Here is a 21,228-nt window from a genome sequence, read left to right on the forward strand (position 1 = left end):
CTCAGCCCCTTCCCAGCAGCACGCGGGCCTCGCCCACGGTGATCACCGAGCCCGTGACCAGCACACCGCCGCCCGCGAACTCGCCCTCCTCCTCGGCCAGCGTGATCGCGGCCTCCAGCGCGTCCGGCAGCCGCGGCTCGACCTGCACCCGCTCCTCGCCGAACACCTCGACCGCGATCGCGGCCAGCTCGTCCGCGTCCATCGCCCGGTGACTGGAGTTCCGTGTCACCACGACCTCCGCGAACACCGGCTCGAACGCCTCCAGCAGTCCGCGCACGTTCTTGTCGGCGCTCGCGCCCACGACGCCGATCAGCCGGCTGAAGTCGAACGCCTCGCTCACCGCGTCGGCCGTGGCCCGCGCGCCCGCCGGGTTGTGCGCCGCGTCCAGCACGACCGTCGGCGAGCTGCGGACGACCTCCAGGCGGCCCGGCGAGGACACCGCCGCGAACGCCTTGCGGACCGTGCTGATGTCCAGCGGCTCCGCGCGCTGCGCGCCCACGCCGAAGAACGCCTCCACCGCGGCCAGCGCCACGGCGGCGTTGTGCGCCTGGTGGGCGCCGTACAGCGGCAGGTACACCTCCTGGTACTCGCCGCCGAGCCCGCGCAGGGTGAGCAGCTGGCCGCCGACGGCGACCTGCCGGCCCATCACGCCGAACTCCAGGCCCTCCCGGGCCACGGTCGCGTCGACCTCGACCGCCTTCTTCAGCAGGACCTGCGCGGCGTCGACCGGCTGCTGCGCCATGATGACCGTGGCGCCCTGCTTGACGATGCCGGACTTCTCCCCGGCGATCTCCCCGGGCGTCTCGCCGAGCCGGTCCGTGTGGTCCAGGTCGATCGGGGTGACCACGGCGACGTCGCCGTCGATGACGTTGGTCGCGTCCCAGCTGCCGCCCATGCCGACCTCGACGACGGCCACGTCGACGGGCGCGTCCGCGAACGCGGCGTACGCCATGCCCGTGAGCACCTCGAAGAACGACAGCCGGTACTCCTGCTGGGCGTCGACCAGCTCGATGTACGGCTTGACGTCCTGGTACGTCTCGATGAACCGCTCGGCGGAGATCGGCGCCCCGTCCAGGCTGATCCGCTCGGTGATCGACTGCACGTGCGGCGAGGTGTAGCGCCCGGTGCGCAGGTCGAAGGCGCCGAGCAGGGCCTCGATCATGCGTGCGGTGGAGGTCTTGCCGTTGGTACCGGTGATGTGGATGGAGGGGTACGACCGCTGCGGGTCGCCGAGGACGTCCATCAGGGCGGAGATGCGGGCGACCGACGGCTCCAGCTTGGTCTCGCCCCAGCGGGTGGCCAGCTCGGCCTCGACCTCGCGCAGCGCCTTGTCGACCTCGGGGTCCTCGGGCCGGACCGGGACGTGCGCCTCCGGCGGTCCGCCCTGGGTACGGAGGGTTCGGCTGCCTGCCTCGATGACGGCGAGGTCGGGGTCGCGGTCGGTCTCGGCCGCGACGATCTCGTCGAAGGGGTCGCTTTCACTCACGGGCCCAGTGTACGGAGCGGGGCCGACGCGGTGCCCGGGGAGTGCGGTGCCCACGGAGTGGGAGCGGCCGCCGCCGGGCGGGCGCGGGAAACGTCGTGACCGGTCACGACTGGTCGCGCCCGCGCGGCGGAGCCGCACATCGACGGCGCCCCGCGCCCCTCCGGGGCTCTGCCCGGCGCTGCCTACGCCTGCGGCAGCCTCTCCAGCTGTGTGGTGATCCTCGTGATGTCCTCGTCCGCCTTGGCCAGGCGGGTGCGGATCTTGTCGACCACCTGATCGGGGGCCTTCGCGAGGAACGCCTCGTTGCCGAGCTTGGCCGTGGCCTGGGCCTTCTCCTTCTCTGCCGCCGCCAGGTCCTTCGCGAGGCGCTTGCGCTCGGCGGCCACGTCGATGGTGCCGGAGAGGTCGAGGGCGACCTCGGCGCCGGCGACCGGGAGCGTGGCCGTCGCCGTGAAGGCGTCGCCCTCCGGCTGGAGGCGCAGCAACTGGCGGATGGCCGCCTCGTGCGGCGCCAGGGCCGTACCGTCCAGGGTGAGGCGGGCCGGGACGCGCTGGCCGGGCTGGAGTCCCTGGTCGGCGCGGAAGCGGCGGACCTCGGTGATGACGGACTGGAGCGTCTCGATCTCCCGCTCGGCGGCGGCGTCACGGAAGCCGCTGTCGGTGGGCCACTCGGCGACGACGACCGACTCGCCGCCCGTGAGGGTGGTCCACAGGGTCTCCGTGACGAACGGGACCACGGGGTGCAGCAGCTTCAGCGTGACGTCCAGGACCTCGCCCAGGACCCGCTGCGAGACCTTCGCCGCCTCGCCGCCCGCCTGGAAGGTGGTCTTGGACAGCTCGACGTACCAGTCGAAGACCTCGTCCCACGCGAAGTGGAAGAGGGCGTCGGACAGCTTGGCGAACTGGAAGTCGTCGTAGTGGGCGTCGACTTCGGCGACGGTCTCGTTCAGCCGGGACAGGATCCAGCGGTCGGTGGCCGACATCTCCTCCGGGTCCGGCAGCGGGCCCTCGACCGTGGCGCCGTTCATGAGGGCGAAGCGGGTGGCGTTCCAGATCTTGTTGGCGAAGTTCCTGGAACCCTGGACCCAGTCCTCGCCGATCGGGACGTCGACACCGGGGTTGGCGCCGCGGGCGAGGGTGAACCGGAGCGCGTCGGAGCCGTACTTGTCCATCCAGTCCAGCGGATTGACCGCGTTGCCGAAGGACTTGGACATCTTCTTGCCGAACTGGTCGCGGACCATGCCGTGCAGGGCGATGGTGTGGAACGGCGGGGTGCCGTCCATCGCGTACAGGCCGAACATCATCATCCGGGCGACCCAGAAGAAGAGGATGTCGTAGCCGGTGACCAGGACGGAGTTCGGGTAGAACTTCGCGAGCGACTCGGTCTGTTCGGGCCAGCCGAGCGTGGAGAACGGCCACAGGCCGGAGGAGAACCAGGTGTCGAGGACGTCGGTCTCCTGGTGCCAGCCCTCGCCGGTCGGCGGCTCGTCGTCGGGGCCGACGCAGACGACCTCGCCGTCCGGGCCGTACCAGACCGGGATGCGGTGGCCCCACCACAACTGCCGTGAGATGCACCAGTCGTGGAGGTTGTCGACCCAGTCGAAGTAGCGCTTCTCCATCTCCTGCGGGTGGATGGTGACCTTGCCCTCGCGGACCGCGTCGCCGGCGGCCTTGGCGAGCGGGCCGACCTTGACCCACCACTGCATGGAAAGGCGCGGCTCGATGGTCGTCTTGCAGCGCGAGCAGTGGCCGACCGAATGGACGTACGGCCGCTTCTCGGCGACGATCCGGCCCTCGGCGCGCAGCGCGGCGACGATCGCCGAGCGGGCCTCCAGGCGGTCCAGGCCCTGGAAGGGGCCGTGCGCGGTGATGACGGCGTGCTCGTCCATCACGGTGAGGGACGGCAGGCCGTGACGCTGGCCGATCTCGAAGTCGTTCGGGTCGTGGGCCGGGGTGACCTTGACGGCGCCCGTGCCGAACTCGGGGTCGACATGCTCGTCCGCGACGACCGGGATGGAACGGTCGGTCAGCGGGAGCTTGATGAGCTTGCCGACGAGGTGCTTGTAGCGCTCGTCGTCGGGGTGGACGGCGACGGCCGTGTCACCGAGCATCGTCTCGGCACGGGTGGTGGCGACGACGATGGTGTCGTCCCCCTCGCCGTACTTCATCGAGACCAGCTCGCCGTCGTCGTCCTGGTACTCGACCTCGATGTCCGAGATGGCGGTCAGACAGCGCGGGCACCAGTTGATGATGCGCTCGGCGCGGTAGATCAGCTCGTCGTCGTAAAGGCGCTTGAAGATGGTCTGGACGGCCTGGGACAGGCCCTCGTCCATGGTGAAGCGCTCGCGGGACCAGGCGACGCCGTCGCCGAGGCGGCGCATCTGGCCGGAGATCTGTCCGCCGGACTCGCCCTTCCACCGCCAGACGCGCTCGACGAACGCCTCACGGCCCAGGTCGTGCCGGGACTTGCCCTCCTTGGCCAGTTCGCGCTCGACGACGTTCTGCGTGGCGATGCCGGCGTGGTCCATGCCGGGCTGCCACAGCGTCTCATGGCCCTGCATGCGCTTGCGGCGGGTCAAGGCGTCGATGAGCGTGTGCTCGAAGGCGTGCCCGAGGTGGAGCGAGCCCGTGACGTTCGGCGGCGGAATGACGATCGTGTACGGCGGCTTGTCGCTCTTCGCGTCCGCCTCGAAGTAACCGCGCTCCACCCAGCGCTCGTACAGCGGCCCCTCTACATCGGCCGGCGCGTACTGGGTCGGCAGTTCGGTGTCGGGCGCTGGTGGCTGCTGCTGAGCGTTCTCGGTCACGAGGGTCAGTTTAGAGGTGTCACGACCCAGTCCCGAAACGCGTTTGTTCTGTAACGGTGCGGGACCCGGCGGTCTGCGGTTTCCCCGGCTGGGCCAGGATGTCAGGAACACATAAGCGTCTGTAGGGGGAGCACACCGATGAGCTACAACCAGCCGGGCCCGTACGGCGGGCCGCCGCAGCAGCCCGGACCGTACGGGCAGCCGGGTCCCTACGGCCAGCAGCCGCAGGTGCCTCAGCCCGGCTACGGCTACCCCCAGCAGGCCCCTCCTCCGCCCCAGCCCGGCTACGCCTACCCGCAGCAGCCCCCGGCCCCGCCCTACGGCCAGCAGCCGTACGGGCAGCCCCCGTACGGTCAGCCGCCCTACGGCGCGCCGCAGCCGCCGCCGTCCGGCGGCGGGAAGAAGACCGGGCTGATCATCGGGGCGGTGGCCGTGGTGGCGGCGATCGCCGTGGGCGCCTACTTCGTGATCGGTTACGGCGGCGGGGGCTCGGACGTCGCGGACGACGGCCCGCACAAGCTGACGGCGCCGGCGACGATCCTCGACGGCGAGTACAAGAAGAGCGACTCCGGCACCGGCAAGATGAGCGCCGACGACCTCCAGGACGCCGAGACCTGGGGCGTGCACGACCCGAAGGACGTCAGCGCGGGGTACACCGCCGGGTCCGGTCTGACGGCGAAGCAGGTGCTGCTCTCCGGTGTGTACGGCACGGTCGACGACCCGGAGAAGGTGGTCGACGCCATGTTCGCGCAGCTGAAGAAGGACTCGGAGAAGGACCCCTCCGACGGCCGACTCGTGGGCAGCCCGCAGGAGTTCACGCCCGCCGGGTTCAGCAACGGCGTCATGAAGTGCCAGGCGATCGAGAGCACCACGTCGGGGCAGACCGCGACGATGCCCTTCTGTATCTGGGGTGACCACAGCACGCTCGCGTACGTGCTCTCGTACGACGTGGCCGCCCTGGCGACGGGCAAGGGCGGCTCGCTGGACAGTGCGGCCGCGCTGGCCGCCAAGGTGCGGGGCGAGGTGCGCGTCAAGGCCTGACGCGCCGGGCGCAACGCGAGAGGCCCAGGTCGGTCGACCTGGGCCTCTTCCGTGTGCTGTGTGCTGTCCCCCCCCGGGGGGGTCAGGCCGTCTTCTGCTCCCCGGTGCCGCGCCCGCGGGCGTCGCGGGGGATCAGGGTCGGGTTGACGTTGGAGTGGACGACGTCGGCGGTGATGACGACGCGGGCCACGTCCTTGCGGGACGGGACCTCGTACATCACCGACATCAGGACCTCCTCCATGATGGCGCGCAGACCGCGTGCGCCGGTCTGGCGGAGGATGGCCTGGTCGGCGATGGCCTCCAGCGCCTCGCGCTCGAAGTCCAGTTCCACGCCGTCGAGTTCGAACAGGCGCTGGTACTGCTTCACCAGCGCGTTGCGGGGCTCCACCAGGATCTGGAGCAGGGCCTCGCGGTCCAGGTTGTGGACGCTCGTGATCACCGGGAGACGGCCGATGAACTCGGGGATCATGCCGAACTTGACCAGGTCCTCCGGCATGACGTCCTCGAAGACGTCCTTGGACTCCAGCTCGCGCTTGGAGCGGATCGTCGCGCCGAAGCCGATGCCCTTGGCTCCCGCCCGGGCCTCGATGATCTTGTCCAGACCGGCGAAGGCGCCGCCCACGATGAACAGCACGTTCGTGGTGTCGATCTGGATGAACTCCTGGTGGGGGTGCTTGCGCCCGCCCTGCGGCGGGACGGAGGCCGTGGTGCCCTCCAGGATCTTCAGCAGCGCCTGCTGCACGCCCTCGCCCGACACGTCACGGGTGATGGAGGGGTTCTCGCTCTTCCGCGCGACCTTGTCGATCTCGTCGATGTAGATGATCCCGGTCTCGGCCTTCTTGACGTCGTAGTCGGCCGCCTGGATCAGCTTGAGCAGGATGTTCTCGACGTCCTCGCCGACGTATCCCGCCTCCGTGAGCGCCGTGGCGTCGGCGATCGCGAAGGGGACGTTCAGCATGCGCGCCAGCGTCTGGGCGAGAAGCGTCTTGCCGGAGCCCGTGGGGCCCAGCAGGAGGATGTTGGACTTCGCCAACTCGATGGCGTCGTCGCGGCCCTGGGCTCCGCCGTTCTCACCGGCCTGGACCCGCTTGTAGTGGTTGTACACCGCGACCGAGAGGGCCTTCTTGGCCGGCTCCTGGCCGACCACGTAGCCCTCCAGGAACTCGTAGATCTCGCGGGGCTTGGGAAGTTCCTCCCAGCGCACCTCGCTCGTCTCGGCGAGCTCCTCCTCGATGATTTCGTTGCAGAGGTCGATGCACTCGTCGCAGATGTACACACCGGGCCCTGCGATGAGCTTCTTGACCTGCTTCTGGCTCTTGCCGCAGAACGAGCACTTGAGCAGATCGCCGCCGTCACCGATGCGTGCCACGGTGTGCTTCCCCTTCGCCTGGGAGACGCCTGGACGCTATGAGTCCAGCGGCTCCTGGTGCTGCCTTGTATCCGACGGTACCTTGCCGGGCCCCCCGTACGGGCCCCCCTTGGCACGGTTCACTTTGACGTGCACGGTGCCAAGGGCGGGAAAATTTACCCGCTTCGCGTCAGCGGACCGACTCGTTGTTCATCTTGCGGGTGGAGATGATCTGGTCGACGAGGCCGTACTCCAGCGCCTCCTCGGCCGTGAGGATCTTGTCACGCTCGATGTCCTCGCGGACCTTCTCGATCGGCTGGTTGGAGTGCTTGGCCAGCATCTCCTCCAGCTGCGTGCGCATCCGGGCGAACTCGTTGGCGATGATCTCCAGGTCGGAGAGCTGACCGCGGCCGGTGGAGCCGGCCGGCTGGTGGATCAGCACGCGGGAGTTGGGCAGCGCCATGCGCTTGCCGGGGGTGCCGGCGGCGAGCAGGATGGCCGCCGCGGAGGCCGCCTGGCCCATGCACACGGTCTGGATGTCGGGCTTCACGAACTGCATCGTGTCGTAGATCGCCGTCAGGGCGGTCATGTCGCCGCCCGGGCTGTTGATGTAGATCGAGATGTCCCGGTCGGGGTCCATCGACTCCAGGCACAGCAGCTGCGCCATGACGTCGTTGGCGGAGGCGTCGTCGATCTGGACGCCGAGGAAGATCACGCGCTCCTCGAAGAGCTTCGCGTACGGGTCGTACTCGCGGATGCCCTGGGAGGTGCGCTCGACGAAGCGCGGGATGACGTAGCGGCTGTCGGGGCGGGGGCCCTCGTACTGGCCGCTGGCGGCGCCGGGGATGTTGTTCATGGGGTTCACCGTCCTGGTGGCGTTCTGGGAGCTGGGGTCTCGGCGGTGCGTGGCGTGGCCGGGCCGGTCAGGCACCGGTGCCACCGCCTCCCGGAACACCCGAGGCGTGCGTGATGATCTCGTCGATGAGACCGTACTCCTTGGCCTCTTCCGGGGTGAACCAGCGGTCACGGTCACCGTCGCGGACGATCGCCTCGACGGTCTGGCCGGAGTGCAGCGCGGTCAGCTCGGACATGCGCCTCTTGGTGCGCAGCAGATATTCGGCCTGGATCTTGATGTCCGAGACGGTGCCGCCGAGACCCGCGGAGCCCTGGTGCATCATGATGTCGGCGTGCGGCAGCGCGAAGCGCTTGCCCGCGGCGCCGCCGGTGAGCAGGAACTGGCCCATCGAGGCTGCCATGCCCATGGCGATCGTGACGACGTCGTTCGGGATGTACTGCATGGTGTCGTAGATGGCCATGCCGGCCGTCACCGAGCCACCGGGGCTGTTGATGTAGAGGAAGATGTCCTTGCCCGGGTCGGCGGCGAGGAGCAGCAACTGTGCGGTGATCTTGTTGGCGATGTCGTCGTCAACCTGCTGGCCGAGGAAGATGATCCGCTCGTTGAGCAGCCGGTTGTAGACCTGGTCGCCGAGGCCGCCACCGAAGGGAGCTTCGCCGGCGGCGGAGGGCATCAGATTCGTCACGTATCCACCTGCTCGTCTTGCGACGGCGCCGGGCCGTCTCTCGTCGTCCTGCCGGAGGTCTCAGGGGACTCCCCTGCCCTCGTATTCATGGACCCTAACGCGCGGGTGCCTTCGGCGAATCCCGGAGATGGGGGTGTTCGCCGGGGGCGTAGCGGCTCCGCCGGGGGCCGGGGCGGTTCGGGGAGGTGCGTGAGGTGTGATTCGGGCTGACCGGCCGGTGGGGGCTTGTCGCGCCGTTCCTCGCGCCCCTTCGGGGCGCCGCCCGCTGTCGCCCGATGCATCGGGCCCCCGGGGTTGCAGTCCCCAGGGGCCCGGTGTGCGCTTGTGGCGGCGCCGAGGGTCAGTCCTCGGTCTTCTCCTCGGCCGGGGCCTCGGTGGACGCCTCCGCGGCCTCAGGGGCCTCGGTCTCGTCGTCCTCGTCGTCCAGGTCGACGATCTCGCCGTTGGTGTCCTTCACCGTGGCGGCCTCGACCACGACGGCCAGGGCCTTGCCCCGGGCGACCTCGCCGACCAGGAGCGGGACCTGGCCGCCCTCGACGACGGCCTGGGCGAACTGGTCGGGGGACATGCCGGAGGAGGCCGCGCGCCGCATGAGGTGCTCGGTCAGCTCCTCCTGGTTGACGTTGAGCTTCTCCACCTTGACCAGCTCGTCCAGGACGAACTGGGTCTTGATGCCCTTGACCGCGGCCTCGCGGGTCTCGGTCTCGAACTCCTCGGCGGTCTTGCCCTGGATCTCCAGGTACTTGTCGAGGGCGAGGCCCATCTGCGGGAGCTGGTGGTGCTCCAGGTTGTGCTTGCGGGTGTTGATCTCGTCCTCGAGCAGCTTCTCGGGGACCGGGACCTCGACCAGCTCGAGCAGCTTGTCCAGGACACGCTCCTGGGCCTGCGTGGCCTGGTCGTACTGCTTCATGTTCTCGAGGCGCTTGCGGCTGTCCGCGCGCAGCTCCTCCAGGGTGTCGAACTCGGAGGCGAGCTGCGCGAAGTCGTCGTCCAGCTCGGGGAGTTCGCGGGCGGCGACCTGGGTGACCTTGACGGTGACCTCGGCATCCTTGCCGGCCGCGGAGCCGCCCTTGAGCTCGGAGGCGAAGGTGGCCTCGCCACCGGCCTCCAGGCCCTTCACGGCGTCGTCGATGCCGTCGAGCAGCTCGCCGGAGCCGATGGTGTACGACACACCGCTGGCGATGCCGTCCTCCAGGACCTCGCCGTCGACCTTGGCCTCCAGGTCGATGGTGACGACGTCGCCGTCCTCGGCGGCGCGCTCCACCGGGGAGGTGGACGCGAAGCGCTCGCGGAGCTGCTCGACCGACTTCTCGAGGTCCTCGTCGGTGACCTCGACGGCGTCGACCTCGACCTCGATGCCGGAGTAGTCCGGGATCTCCAGGGCGGGGCGGACGTCGACCTCGGCGGTGAAGTTCAGCGTCTCGCCGTCCTTCAGCTCCGTGATGTCGACCTCGGGCTGGCCCAGCACGCTCAGCTCGGCCTCGTCGACCGCGTCCTGGTAGAACTTCGGCAGCGCGTCGTTGACGGCCTCCTCCAGGACCGCGCCGCGGCCGAACCGCTGGTCGATGACCCGGGCCGGGATCTTGCCCTTGCGGAAGCCCTTCACCGTGACCTGCTGGTTGATCTTCTTGTACGCCGCGTCGAGGCTGTCCTTGAGCTCCTCGAAGGGCACCTCGACAGTGAGCCGAACCCGAGTCGGGTTCAGGGTCTCCACGGCGCTCTTCACGGTTCGGTCTCCTTGTGGCTGACTTCTTGGTGTTCGCCGGGGCCGTACGGGTCCGGCGGATCTGCCGCCCGGAGGAGTTCACAGGCCGAGTGGGCCAGGACACACGGGCGCGCAGCTTGCATAGTAACCGCAGCCGGTCAGGGCCCCAAAAGGCGATCTTGCGGGACGATGTCGTCGTTGGTCGGGGTGGCGGGATTTGAACCCACGGCCTTCCGCTCCCAAAGCGGACGCGCTACCAAGCTGCGCCACACCCCGTCTGGTGCGACACGTAGGGTACATGCCCGCACGCCGTGCGGCCTCCGCGTTACGGGGGCGCGCGGAAGCTCTCGGGGAACGTCCGGCGGGCGGGGTGTGCGGCGACGGGGGGCGACCCGCTACGATGCTCCTCGTGCCACGGTCACCGACCTGCGGCGCGACACACGCGGGCGTAGCTCAATGGTAGAGCCCTAGTCTTCCAAACTAGCTACGCGGGTTCGATTCCCGTCGCCCGCTCCGGAATGCACGAAGGCCCAGGCGAGGGGCTTGTCCCCTCCTCCTGGGCCTTCGGCCGTCCCGGTGGGGGGAAGCAGTGCTGTCGATCTCCGAGTCCGGCTGGTACGCGATCGCGATCGCCGGGGCGGTGCTGGCGATGAGCCTGCTCCGGGCGGAACCGGCGCCGGTCCTGTTCCTCTACAGCGTCGCGTTCGTCTCCGTGCCGATCGCCGCGTTCCCGCTCGTGTACCCGGCGATCAGGCAGGGGGACGCCCGGCCGGCCGATTCCGGCGCCCAGGTGAAGCCGGGCAGGCTCGCCAAGGCGTGGGCGGTGGGTGTCGCGTCGGTGGCGGTCGTCGTGGCGACAGGCGTCGTGATGGCGTCACCGTACGGCCGGGTCTAGGGTTCGGCGGCCCGGCGCGGCCGGGTCAGAAGCTGATCGAGTTGATCGTGTCCGCTATCGAGTCGAGGAAGCGGTTGATCGACGGGGCCATGCCCGTCGAGGCGAGGAAGAAGCCGAAGAGCACCGCGACGATCGCCGGCCCGGGTTTGATGCTGCCGCCACGCATCAACACCACCAGGATGATCGCCAACAGCAGCACCACGGACAGTGAAATGGCCACAACTGATCACACCCTCGGTCGGTTCGCTCTCCCGGCCCGGGGTACGACCCGCACCCCCGCCAGAACCATCGTGCCACCAACGAGACCGTCCTATGCGGCCAGTGACGGATCGTCGGGCGACGGCTTGTGCGGGGTGACCCTCCGCACAGCAATTCGACGGCCGGTACGGCGAGTTCGCGCCTGATTCTCCACCCGTCCGCGCGAGGGTAATTGGCATAGATCGTTTCCACGTCCACACAACGCGTGCTCAGGTAATTCAAATTGTTGGCACAGACACAGTGTTATGCACCAATTAGTCATGACGAATCGGGACATCAAGGGTAACTTGCCGGGGTCGATGTGCCGACCGTCACGTGAACGACGATGTCGACTTCAGTGAATATGGGGGTAGCCGAAGCGCTTAACCAGGAAAACGTGAGGGGTTTTACGGAATCCCGCGGACAACGCTAAGGTGCCTCAGATGTTTGACGCCGCCTCGTCCTCCGGTCAGAAACGAAGGCCGCTCCCCCCGGCAGAGTCGCCGACGGGTGCCGTGCCGAGCCCCCGCGCTCCGATGGGCTCGCGGGAACGGCCGAAGCGGGAGCCGAGACCGGACAAACGGCGTGACGCGTTCTTCGACAACGCCAAGTACCTGGCGATCGTGCTCGTGGCCGTGGGTCACTCCTGGGAGCCCGTGAAGGGCGGCAGCCGCCTCCTGGAGAGCCTCTACTGGGTCGTCTACGCCTTCCACATGCCGGCGTTCATCGTCATCTCGGGCTACTTCTCGCGCAGTTTCGCCATGCGCCCCGACCAGCTGAAACGGCTGATCACCTCCGTCGCCGTGCCGTACGTCGTCTTCGAGACCGCCTATCCCCTCTTCAAGCGGTTCGTCGACCACGACCCGACCATGGACGTCAGTCTCCTCGACCCCTGGTTCCTGACCTGGTTCCTGGTCGCCCTGTTCGTGTGGCGGCTCACCACGCCGATCTGGAAGCTGGTGCGGCACCCGGTCGCGGTGGCCATGGTCATCGCCATGCTGGCGTCGGTCGGCCCCAGCATCAGCAACGACCTGGACTTCCAGCGGCTGCTCCAGTTCCTGCCGTACTTCGTGCTGGGCCTGTGCCTGAAGCCGGAGCACTTCCGGATGGTGCGCCGCCGTGCGGTGCGGATAGCGGCGGTTCCGGTGTTCGCGGTCGCGCTCGCCGTCAGCTGGTGGCTGGTGGCGCGCACGGACATGACCTGGTTCTACCACCGTGACTCGGCGCAGGAGATGGGCGTGCCCTGGTGGTGCGGCCCGCTCATGATGATCGCGATGTTCGGCTGCTCGCTGCTGCTCACGGCCTGCTTCTTCTCGTGGGTGCCGGGCCGCCGGATGTGGTTCACCACGCTGGGCGCCGGCACGCTGTACGGCTACCTGCTGCACGGGTTCGTCATCAAGCTGGGCATCTACGAGCACTGGTTCAACGCGCCGTTCCTGCACCGTGCGCCCGGCCAGTTGCTGGTGACGGTCCTCGCGGCCACCGCCGTGACGCTGCTGTGCACCGCGCCGGTCCGGAGGGTGTTCCGCTGCGTGGTCGAGCCGAAGATGGAGTGGGCGTTCAAACAGGACGCCGCCGAGCTCGCCCGGGAACGGCGGACGACGGAACGCGAGCGCGAGCAGGGGAAGGCGAAGGAGAAGGCCGCCGTCTGAAGGCCGCCGTCTAGGGCGTGTTTCGAAAGTCCCGCCTGGCCCGCGACGCCTGGCACGCACACTCGCCGCGTTGTCGGAACGCCCAAGTACATCCAGTACGAGGGCGATCCTCCGCCTCGCGACTGCACGCACCAGACGCCGCGGGCCCCGCCCTCCGGGCGGACGGCGCCACTTTCGAAACACGCCCTAGCGGGCCGGCCCGGAAGGACCGCCGCCGGGTCTCCCGAGGCCGAGGAGCGCGCGCATCCGCGTGTACTTCTCGGTCAGCCGTTCCCGGGTCGGCGCGTCGAGGACGGCGAGCCGGTCCGGGTCCGCGTTGTGCGCCAGGTCGGCCTCCTTCACCAGCAGCGCGCCGGGGGTGGCGAGGATGCGCCCGGCGTACGCCTCCGGGTCCTCCCCGGCCCGTTTGGTGACCGCGAGCACGATGTCCTTCGTACGGCGGGTGAGCGGCGCCGCGGCCAGCCACTCGGGGGTCAGCGCGTCGTCCTCGACGGAGTCGTGCAGCCAGGCCGCAGCGATCTGCTCGGCGTCGCCGCCACGGGCGCGGACGCCCTCGGCGACGGCCCGCAGGTGTTCGGCGTAGGGGCGGCCCGCCTTGTCGGTCTGCCCCTCGTGGGCGGCGCGGGCGACGGCCTCGACCTCGGGCAGGGTGAGCGGGGCGGGGGTGTCGGTCACCGCCCCAGTGTCCCCCGGTGCGGCGCCGTCCGGGCGGGGAACCGGCGGACGGCGGGCCCGATGGGGTGCGGGAGCGCTCTCAGCGGGGTGCCGGATGGGCCTCACGGCAGATGAGCAGGAGGGCGCGGTCGTCGTTGACGTCCTTGGCTACGGCCTCGATCAGGTGCCAGGCGGCACCGTGGAAGCCGCCCGCCACATAGCGGTCCGCCTCACCGGTGAGCCGGTCGATGCCCTCGACGATGTCCCGGTCGGACGTCTCCACCAGACCGTCCGTGAACAGCATCAACACGTCTCCCGGCCTCAGCGCTCCCTTCACGGGGTCGAACTGGGCGCCGTCGTACACACCGAGCAGCGGGCCCTCGGCCGCCTTCTCCTCCCAGCGTCCGCTGCCCGCGCAGAGCTGGAGGCCCGGCGGATGGCCCGCCGAGTACAGCTCGTAGTCCCCGGAGTCGAGGTCCAGGACCAGGTGGATGGAGGTCGCGAAGCCCTCGTCCCAGTCCTGGCGCAGCAGATAGCCGTTGGCAGCCGGCAGGAAGGCGTGCGGGGGCAGCGAGCCGAGCAGACCGCCGAACGCGCCGGACAGCAGCAGCGCGCGGGAGGCGGCGTCCATGCCCTTGCCGGAGACGTCGGTGAGGACGGCCTCCAGGGTGCGGCCGTTGTTGGTGCGGGCGGCGACGACGAAGTCCCCGGAGAAGGACTGGCCGCCGGCGGGCCGCAGCGCCATCTCCCGGTGCCAGCCGTGCGGCAGCTTGGGCAGCTTGCTCTGGACGCGGATGCGCTCGCGCAGGTCGAACAGCATCGTGCCGCCGCGCCGCCAGGGCACACCGACCCGGCTGCGGAACTGGGCGGTGAGCAGCCCGAAGAAGCCGCAGGCGGCGACGACCAGGACCACGCCCGGGGTGACCCGGGAGGGGCCCTCGGTGTACGGGCCGAGCTGCACGGACTCCACGATCAGGGCCGTGGCCGCAGCCGCGTACAGCCCCAGCAGGCTGGCCGGGCGCAGCAGCAGTCCGCCCACGACGATCGGCAGCACCAGGGTGGCGGGGGAGCACCAGACCGAGTTGGCGAGGGTCATGCCCGCCAGGACCGGGACGGTCAGCAGCAGCCCGGCGAGGGCGATCCAGTCCGAGCCGTCGCCGCGGAAGTAGTCCACGGCACTTCTGCGCAGGCCGACGCGGGCCCGGTGCCACTGCATCCTGCACCGGGCCGTGAACGTGTCGGCCTTCGCACGCCGTTCTCGTTCTGCTGCCATTAGTTCGGGACCCTATCCATCGGACCAGGTGCTTGGCACGGGAGGTCCCACTTGTCCCCCGTCCGAGGCTGAACTTCACAGTGAACTTCACAAACCGGCCGCACGCTGGCCTCCGGGAGAAATTCACTGGCCCGTCCGGTATGTGCCCTGGTACGCATGCGACATGGTGAAGGACCGGGGTCCGGTGCGCGGCAGTGCGATGGACGATCGTGCGGCGGACGGTGGTGCGGTGGAGCTGCGGGCGCCGCGGCGGGACGAGCTGGGCGGCTGGTACGACAGTGTGCTGCGGGCGTTCGGCGGGATGCCGGAGTCCGCGGAGGAGCGGGCGGCGTGGCTCGCGCTGATCGATCCCGCGCTGGCCATCGGCGCCCGGGACGGGGGCGGTTGGGTCGGCACGGCGGGGGTGTACCCCTTCCGGCTGACCGTGCCGGGCGGTGCGGCGGTGCCGGCGGCGGGCGTGACGATGGTCGGGGTGGCGGCGACGCACCGCAGGCGCGGGGTGCTGACGTCCATGATGCGGCGGCAGTTGGACGATGTGCGGTCCTCGGGCCGGCCGCTCGCCGTGCTGACGGCGTCGGAGCCGGACATCTACGGGCGGTTCGGGTACGGCGCCGCGACCCACGACCTCAACGCCGAGATCGACACGGTGCGGGTACGGCTGTCCGTGCCGCCCGGCACGGACGACGTACGGCTGCGGTACGCCGATCCGGCCGACGTCCTCGACGCGTGCGAGGAGTTGTACGCGCGCCAGGTGCCGCTGCGGCCCGGGATGGTGGCGCGGCTGCCCGGCTGGGCCCGGCTCCCGCTGATCGACCCGGAGGGCGAGCGGGGTGGGGCGTCGCCGTTGCAGTGCGTGGTGGCCGAGCGGGACGGGGAGTTCGTGGGGTTCGCGCGGTTCCGGGTGCGGCCGGAGTGGGAGGCGGCCGGGCCCCGGGGCACGGTGCTGCTGAACGACATGGGGGCGGCGGATCCGCTCGCGCACGCGGCGGTGTGGCGGTTCCTGTTCGGGATCGACCTGACGTGTGTGCTCGACGTGCGGCGGCGGCCGGTGGACGAGCCGTGGTTGTACCTGGTGTCGGACCTGCGGCGGTGCCGGGTGACGGTGCGGGACGCGCTGTACGTGCGTCTGGTGGACGTCGGGGCGGCGCTGGCGGCGCGGACGTACCAGGCGCCGGTGGACGTCGTGCTGGCGGTGGAGGACGTCTTCTGCCCCTGGAACTCGGGGCGTTGGCGGCTCAGCGGGGACGCCTCGGGGGCGGTGTGCGAACGGACCGGGGATCCGGCGGATCTGGCGCTGTCCGTACGGGAGTTGGGGGCGGCGTATCTCGGGGGCGTGCCGCTGGCGGTGCTGGCCGGGGCCGGGCGGGTGCGGGAGGCGCGGGCCGGCGCGCTCGCGGGCGCCTCCCTGGCGTTCGGGTCGGCCGTGGCGCCGTGGCTGCCGCACGGGTTCTGACGGCGGCGCGGGCGGTGGCGGAGGTTCAGCCGCGCTGGCAGGTGGGGCACCAGAAGAGGTTGCGGGCGGCCAGGTCCGCGGTGCGGATCGGGGTGCCGCAGATGTGGCAGGGCTGGTGGGCGCGGCGGTAGACGTACACCTCGCCGCCGTGGTCGTCGACGCGGGGCGGGCGGCCCATCGCCTCCGGGGTGTGTTCGGGGCGGACGGTGTCGATGCGGTTGTTGCGGACGCCCTCGCGCATGAGGGCGACCAGGTCGGTCCAGATCGCGTCCCACTCGGCGGGGGTGATGTCGCGGCCCGCGCGGTACGGGTCGATGCGGTGCCGGAAGAGGACCTCGGCGCGGTAGACGTTGCCGACGCCGGCGATGACCTTCTGGTCCATGAGGAGTGCGGCGACGGTGGTGCGGCTGCGGCGGACGCGGGTGTAGGCGGCCGTGGGGTCGGGGTCCGGGCGGAGGGGGTCGGGGCCGAGGCGGTCGTGTATCGCCTGCTTCTCGGCGTCCGTGATGAGGGCGCAGGTGGTGGGGCCGCGGAGGTCCACGTAGTGGGTGGGTCCCGACAGGCGGAGGCGGACCGTGTCGGTGGGTGGGGGTGCGGGGGCGTCGCCGAAGTTGACCTTGCCGAAGAGGCCGAGGTGGATGTGGACCCAGTCGGTGTCCTCCGGGTCGCGGAAGCCCAGGAAGAGGTGTTTGCCGTGGGCTTCCGTGCGGGTGAGGGGGGTGCCGTCGAGGAGGGCGGCGGCGTCGGAGAACTTGCCCTGGGGGCTTGTCACCCGGGGGGACGTGTCCCTGAAGCGGTGGGCGTAGTCCTGGGCCAAGCGGTGGATCGTGTGCCCTTCTGGCACGGCGCACCTTCTTTTATCGCGGTTATCTTTCCCACCCACCCGACTCGGCAAGTCAAAGGGTGACCCCCTCCGGGGCTCCGCCCCGCACCCCGGCGCGGAACTCCCCCGGCAGAACGAAGGGTGACCCCCGCCGAGGCTCCACCCCGGTCTCCCGAGGCGTCACCCCAGGCCAGGAAGCTTCGTCCCCCTGCGGGTTCAGCCGGGGTGTCCCCCGGGGTTCGCACCCGGCTGTCGCTGTGGGCCGCCCGGTGAGCGGAGATGTCGGCGGGTGAGATGCCGGTCCCCGTCCGAGCGGCGAGTCCGGCTCGCCCGTCCCCGTCGGGGCCGACGCGCCCCCCGGAGCGGAGCGTCACGCCCCCCGTCAAGCCGTCGGGCGTTGTCCTTGCTGGGGGCTGCCGTCCTGGGGTCGGGTCAGGGCTGGGGGTGGTGGGGCGGGATCGGGGGGAGTTCGGACGTGGATTCGTAGGTGGTCAGCATGGCGATGCGGCGGGCGTGGCGGGGCTCGTCCGTGAAGGGGGTGTTGAGGAAGGTCTCGACGAACTTCGTCGCCTCCTCCGTCGTGTGCATGCGCGCGCCCACCGCGATGACGTTGGCGTTGTTGTGCTCGCGGCCGAGCGCCGCCGTCTCCTCGCTCCAGGCGAGCACCGCGCGCACGCCCTTCACCTTGTTCGCGGCGATCTGCTCACCGTTGCCGGAACCGCCGATGACGATGCCGAGGGAGCCGGGGTCGGCGACCGTGCCCTCCGCGGCGCGGAGGCAGAAGAGCGGGTAGTCGTCCTGGGCGTCGTAGATGTGGGGGCCGCAGTCGACGGGCTCGTGCCCCGCCTCCTTCAGCCACTCGACGAGGTGGTTCTTGAGTTCGAAGCCCGCATGGTCGGAGCCGAGATACACGCGCATGGGACGAGTGTGGCACGCCGCGTCCGGGGCAGCAGCTTCGGGTGTGAGGCAAGGAAAAGTGTGGGGGAAACCATAGAAGCTCAAGGGAACCTCAAGTAACGATCCGAAATCAAAGGTTCCCGATTTTGTTCACCTCCGATTCACTGGTCCGGCCCGTACACCGCTCGTACGGGAGACCGCTCCCCCAGGCGCAAAGGACTCCGACCATGACCCCTGGTTCCGGACTTCAGGCCGGCCTCAAGAACCGACATCTGTCGATGATCGCCATCGGCGGTGTCATCGGCGCGGGACTCTTCGTCGGGTCCAGTTCCGGCATCGCGGCCGCAGGCCCCGGCATCCTCCTGTCGTACGCCCTCGTCGGCACCCTCGTCGTCCTCGTGATGCGCATGCTCGGCGAGATGTCCGCCGCCGATCCCGCCTCCGGCTCGTTCTCGGCGCACGCCGACCGCGCGCTCGGCCGCTGGGCCGGCTTCTCCATCGGCTGGCTGTACTGGTTCTTCTGGGTGGTCGTCCTCGCGGTGGAGGCGACCGCGGGCGCCACCATCCTCGAAGGGTGGGTGCCCGCCGTACCGCAGTGGGGCTGGGCGCTGATCGTGATGGTGGTGCTCACCGCCACCAACCTGATCTCCGTCGGCTCCTACGGCGAGTTCGAGTTCTGGTTCGCCGGGATCAAGGTCGTGGCGATCGGCGCGTTCATCGTCGTCGGCCTGCTGGCCGTCTTCGGTGTGCTGCCCGGTGTCGACGCGCCGCAGGCGGGCTTCGGCAACCTCTCCGGTGAGGGCGGCTTCCTGCCGAACGGCCCCGGCGCCGTGCTCACCGGTGTGCTGCTCGTCGTCTTCTCCTTCATGGGCAGCGAGATCGCGACGCTCGCCGCCGGTGAGTCGGAGGACCCGCAGCGGGCCGTCACCAAGTCGACCAACAGCATCATCTGGCGGATCGGCGTCTTCTACCTCGGCTCGATCCTGGTGGTCGTCACCCTGGTCCCCTGGAACGACCCGGCGATCAAGGAGAAGGGCTCGTACGTCGCCGCCCTCGACTCCCTCGGCATCGCGCACGCCGGTGAGCTCATGAACTTCATCGTGCTGACCTCGGTGCTGTCCTGTCTCAACTCCGGCCTCTACACCGCCTCCCGCATGGCGTTCTCGCTCGGTCTCCGTGGCGACGCGCCCAAGGCGTTCGCGCGGACCACGTCCCGCGGGGTGCCGATGGCGGCGATCCTCTCCTCCGTGCTGTTCGGCTTCGTCGCCGTGTTCTTCAACTACCGGTTCCCGGACTCGGTCTTCCTCTTCCTGGTCAACTCCAGCGGCGCGGTCGCCCTGTTCGTGTGGCTGGTCATCTGCTTCTCGCAGTTGCGGATGCGCCGGATCATCCAGCGCGAGGCGCCGGAGAAGCTGGTCGTGAAGATGTGGCTGTACCCGTATCTGACCTGGGCCACGGCCGCGCTGATCGTGTTCGTCCTCGGTTACATGCTCACCGACACGAAGGGGGAGAGCAGCGGCCGTACGACCGTGCTGCTGTCGCTGCTCGTCGCCGCGGCGGTGATCGCGGTCGCCCTGGTGAAGGAGAAGGTGCGGGGCGGACGTCCGGGCCCGGCGGACGTGGAGCCCGGCGCGCGGGACGAGGTCCCGGTCGGCTGACCGGACACGTCCTTCGGGCGGCCGGACGAGACGGCCGAACGGACGAAGGGGCCCGCCGGGTGAACTCCCGGCGGGCCCCTTCGTCCGTGGACCGCGGTGTCAGCGCCTGCCGACGAGCTTCCACGCCGTCGGCAGCAGACCCATCGCGAGGGCGGCCTTGAGGGCGTCGCCGATCAGGAACGGGGTGAGGCCGGCCGCGATCGCGGCGGAGGCGGAGAGATGGGCGGCGACGGCCAGGTACGGCACGCCGATCGCGTAGACGACCGCCTCGCCGAGCACCATCGTGCCGGCGGTGCGCAGGACGGAGCGGTCGGCACCGCGGCGGGCGAGGGCGCCCACGAGGGCCGAGGCGAGCACCAGGCCGAGGACGTAGCCGAAGGAGGGGGCCGCCGCGCCGGAGGTGCCCTGTGCGAACCACGGCACACCGGCGACGCCCGCGATCGCGTACAGCGCGAGGGAGAGGAAGCCGCGGCGGGCGCCGAGCGCGGTGCCGACGAGCAGCGCGGCGAAGGTCTGGCCGGTCACCGGCACCGGGGAGCCGGGCACGGGGACGGAGAGCTGGGCCGCGAGACCGGTCAGCGCGGCCCCGCCGAGCACGAGGGCGACGTCGCGCACCCGCGAGGCGGGCAGGAGGTCGGCGAGGACATGGCCGGGGCGTACCGCGGCGGCGGTGGCGGTGCTCATGGGGACTCCGCGGGTGAGGGCAGATCGGGACACCGTGACGCTATCCCAGCCGCCCGCGGCCGATCACCGTCAGCGCCCGACAAAGGGGGGAACGGCGGCTTGGTGGGCTCCGTACAAAAGATGCCGTCCACACCCGGGCCGGGGTGACGCCGGTCACTGAGGCGGGGGCGGATGTCTCACATCGGGGCGTGCGGGAGCGGCTGTGGGGTTCCACCAATCGGCCCGCCGGGCGTAAAAAGGGCCCGGCCCCACGAGGTCAAGACTCGCGGGGCCGGGCCTGTCGCGGGGCCGGCTCAGAGGTTGCTGAAGTCCGGGCCCTTGGTGCGGGTGCGCTTGATCTCGTAGAAGCCGGGGACCGAGGCGACGGCGAGGGTGCCGTCCCACAGGCGGGCGGCCTGCTCGCCCTTGGGGGCGGGGGTCACGACCGGGCCGAAGAAGGCGAGCTGTTCGCCGTCGGCGCCGGGCACCGCGATGACCGGGGTGCCGACCTCCTGGCCCACCTTGTCGATGCCCTCCTTGTGGGAGGCGCGCAGCTCGCTCTCGAACTCGAAGTCCTCCTGGTCGGCGTAGTCGATCAGGTCGGCGGGCAGGCCCACGTCCGCGAGGGCGCCGGCGATCGCCTCGACGCTCGGGCCCTCCTCGTTGTTGTGGATGCGGGTGCCGAGCGCGGTGTAGAGCGGGCCGAGGACGTCGGCGCCGTGCTTCTGCCAGGCGGCGGTCACCACGCGCACCGGCTTCCACGCCTTGGTGGCGAGCATGTCCCGGTACTCCTCGGGCAGCTGGTCGATCTTGTCCTCGTTGAGGACGGCCAGGCTCATGATGTGCCAGCGCACCTCGATGTCCCGGACCTTCTCCACTTCCAGCACCCAGCGGGAGGTCATCCACGCCCAGGGACACAGCGGGTCGAACCAGAAGTCGACGGGGGTCTTGCCGGAAGCGGTCGCGGTGGACTCGGACATGGCTCTCCTCGGAACGGGCAGACTTTCCAGCGCCAACGCCGGACCCGGGCGTCCCATTCCCGGCTGACCGCCATCGGGGCCGCGTGGGAGGATCGGTCCTGATCAGCCCTGATCC

18 protein-coding genes and 2 tRNA genes are annotated in these 21,228 nt (G+C 70.4%); 6 read left to right on the top strand and 14 right to left on the bottom strand.

Annotated features, from left to right (window positions below; translation table 11 throughout):
* Nucleotide 1: 1 nt before the first annotated feature.
* Both AB0F77_RS14370 and AB0F77_RS14375 read right to left on the bottom strand, forming a co-directional pair.
* Nucleotides 2-1,486: a folylpolyglutamate synthase/dihydrofolate synthase family protein gene (locus AB0F77_RS14370; protein WP_361946870.1), complete on the bottom strand. Its 1,485-nt coding sequence runs from the start codon at nt 1,484-1,486 to the stop codon at nt 2-4.
* A gap of 182 nt (nt 1,487-1,668) precedes the next feature.
* Nucleotides 1,669-4,293, bottom strand: a complete 2,625-nt coding sequence (locus AB0F77_RS14375; RefSeq protein ID WP_361946873.1) for a valine--tRNA ligase — start codon at nt 4,291-4,293, stop codon at nt 1,669-1,671.
* 138 nt (nt 4,294-4,431) lie between these two features.
* Between AB0F77_RS14375 and AB0F77_RS14380 the strand changes: the two genes are divergently transcribed.
* The gene (locus AB0F77_RS14380) at nt 4,432-5,334 is read left to right on the top strand and encodes a hypothetical protein (protein ID WP_361946876.1); all 903 of its coding nucleotides are present in this window, start codon (nt 4,432-4,434) and stop codon (nt 5,332-5,334) included.
* Nucleotides 5,335-5,416: 82 nt separating this feature from the next.
* On the opposite strand, the gene clpX is transcribed toward AB0F77_RS14380, so the two are convergent.
* From clpX to AB0F77_RS14405, 5 genes are all read right to left on the bottom strand, one after another.
* A complete protein-coding gene (gene clpX / locus AB0F77_RS14385) occupies nt 5,417-6,703 on the bottom strand; it encodes an ATP-dependent Clp protease ATP-binding subunit ClpX (protein WP_361946879.1) in 1,287 nt (428 codons plus the stop codon).
* Nucleotides 6,704-6,872: 169 nt separating this feature from the next.
* Complete coding sequence (locus AB0F77_RS14390) at nt 6,873-7,538, bottom strand: ATP-dependent Clp protease proteolytic subunit (protein WP_361946882.1); 666 nt, start codon at nt 7,536-7,538, stop codon at nt 6,873-6,875.
* Between the two features lie 67 nt (nt 7,539-7,605).
* Nucleotides 7,606-8,211: an ATP-dependent Clp protease proteolytic subunit gene (locus AB0F77_RS14395; RefSeq protein ID WP_361947104.1), complete on the bottom strand. Its 606-nt coding sequence runs from the start codon at nt 8,209-8,211 to the stop codon at nt 7,606-7,608.
* A 352-nt stretch (nt 8,212-8,563) separates the two neighbouring features.
* Nucleotides 8,564-9,949 carry a trigger factor gene (gene tig / locus AB0F77_RS14400; RefSeq protein ID WP_361946885.1) on the bottom strand — a complete coding sequence of 462 codons (1,386 nt, stop codon included), beginning with the start codon at nt 9,947-9,949 and terminating at the stop codon, nt 8,564-8,566.
* Nucleotides 9,950-10,127: 178 nt separating this feature from the next.
* Nucleotides 10,128-10,204 (bottom strand) — tRNA-Pro (locus AB0F77_RS14405).
* Between the two features lie 166 nt (nt 10,205-10,370).
* Between AB0F77_RS14405 and AB0F77_RS14410 the strand changes: the two genes are divergently transcribed.
* Nucleotides 10,371-10,441, top strand: a tRNA-Gly gene (locus AB0F77_RS14410).
* 76 nt (nt 10,442-10,517) lie between these two features.
* Nucleotides 10,518-10,823 carry a hypothetical protein gene (locus AB0F77_RS14415; protein ID WP_361946888.1) on the top strand — a complete coding sequence of 102 codons (306 nt, stop codon included), beginning with the start codon at nt 10,518-10,520 and terminating at the stop codon, nt 10,821-10,823.
* A 25-nt stretch (nt 10,824-10,848) separates the two neighbouring features.
* On the opposite strand, the gene AB0F77_RS14420 is transcribed toward AB0F77_RS14415, so the two are convergent.
* Entirely contained in the window at nt 10,849-11,043 is a 195-nt protein-coding gene (locus tag AB0F77_RS14420; protein ID WP_361946891.1) for a hypothetical protein, read from the bottom strand.
* Nucleotides 11,044-11,596: 553 nt separating this feature from the next.
* Between AB0F77_RS14420 and AB0F77_RS14425 the strand changes: the two genes are divergently transcribed.
* Nucleotides 11,597-12,712 carry an acyltransferase family protein gene (locus AB0F77_RS14425; protein ID WP_361947107.1) on the top strand — a complete coding sequence of 372 codons (1,116 nt, stop codon included), beginning with the start codon at nt 11,597-11,599 and terminating at the stop codon, nt 12,710-12,712.
* A 186-nt stretch (nt 12,713-12,898) separates the two neighbouring features.
* On the opposite strand, the gene AB0F77_RS14430 is transcribed toward AB0F77_RS14425, so the two are convergent.
* Nucleotides 12,899-13,387, bottom strand: coding sequence for an HD domain-containing protein (locus AB0F77_RS14430; protein WP_361946894.1), 489 nt, complete (start codon nt 13,385-13,387; stop codon nt 12,899-12,901).
* A 79-nt stretch (nt 13,388-13,466) separates the two neighbouring features.
* A complete protein-coding gene (locus AB0F77_RS14435; protein WP_361946897.1) occupies nt 13,467-14,639 on the bottom strand; it encodes a PP2C family protein-serine/threonine phosphatase in 1,173 nt (390 codons plus the stop codon).
* 199 nt (nt 14,640-14,838) lie between these two features.
* On the opposite strand from AB0F77_RS14435, the gene AB0F77_RS14440 reads away from it, so the two are divergent.
* On the top strand, nt 14,839-16,092 hold the full coding sequence (locus AB0F77_RS14440; RefSeq protein ID WP_361947110.1) for a GNAT family N-acetyltransferase: 1,254 nt from the start codon (nt 14,839-14,841) through the stop codon (nt 16,090-16,092).
* Nucleotides 16,093-16,117: 25 nt separating this feature from the next.
* Here the strand turns inward: AB0F77_RS14440 and AB0F77_RS14445 are convergent, their stop codons facing one another.
* Both AB0F77_RS14445 and AB0F77_RS14450 read right to left on the bottom strand, forming a co-directional pair.
* Complete coding sequence (locus AB0F77_RS14445) at nt 16,118-16,936, bottom strand: DNA-formamidopyrimidine glycosylase family protein (RefSeq protein ID WP_361946900.1); 819 nt, start codon at nt 16,934-16,936, stop codon at nt 16,118-16,120.
* 411 nt (nt 16,937-17,347) lie between these two features.
* Nucleotides 17,348-17,833, bottom strand: coding sequence for a ribose-5-phosphate isomerase (locus tag AB0F77_RS14450; protein WP_361946903.1), 486 nt, complete (start codon nt 17,831-17,833; stop codon nt 17,348-17,350).
* Nucleotides 17,834-18,039: 206 nt separating this feature from the next.
* On the opposite strand from AB0F77_RS14450, the gene AB0F77_RS14455 reads away from it, so the two are divergent.
* On the top strand, nt 18,040-19,470 hold the full coding sequence (locus AB0F77_RS14455) for an amino acid permease (RefSeq protein WP_361946906.1): 1,431 nt from the start codon (nt 18,040-18,042) through the stop codon (nt 19,468-19,470).
* 99 nt (nt 19,471-19,569) lie between these two features.
* On the opposite strand, the gene AB0F77_RS14460 is transcribed toward AB0F77_RS14455, so the two are convergent.
* Together AB0F77_RS14460 and AB0F77_RS14465 are read right to left on the bottom strand one after the other, a co-directional pair.
* Nucleotides 19,570-20,154, bottom strand: coding sequence for a biotin transporter BioY (locus tag AB0F77_RS14460; protein WP_361946909.1), 585 nt, complete (start codon nt 20,152-20,154; stop codon nt 19,570-19,572).
* Between the two features lie 293 nt (nt 20,155-20,447).
* Entirely contained in the window at nt 20,448-21,113 is a 666-nt protein-coding gene (locus AB0F77_RS14465) for a DsbA family protein (protein WP_361946912.1), read from the bottom strand.
* Nucleotides 21,114-21,228 lie beyond the last annotated feature (115 nt).

The organism is Streptomyces sp. NPDC026672 (assembly GCF_040638185.1).
Lineage (GTDB): Bacteria > Actinomycetota > Actinomycetes > Streptomycetales > Streptomycetaceae > Streptomyces.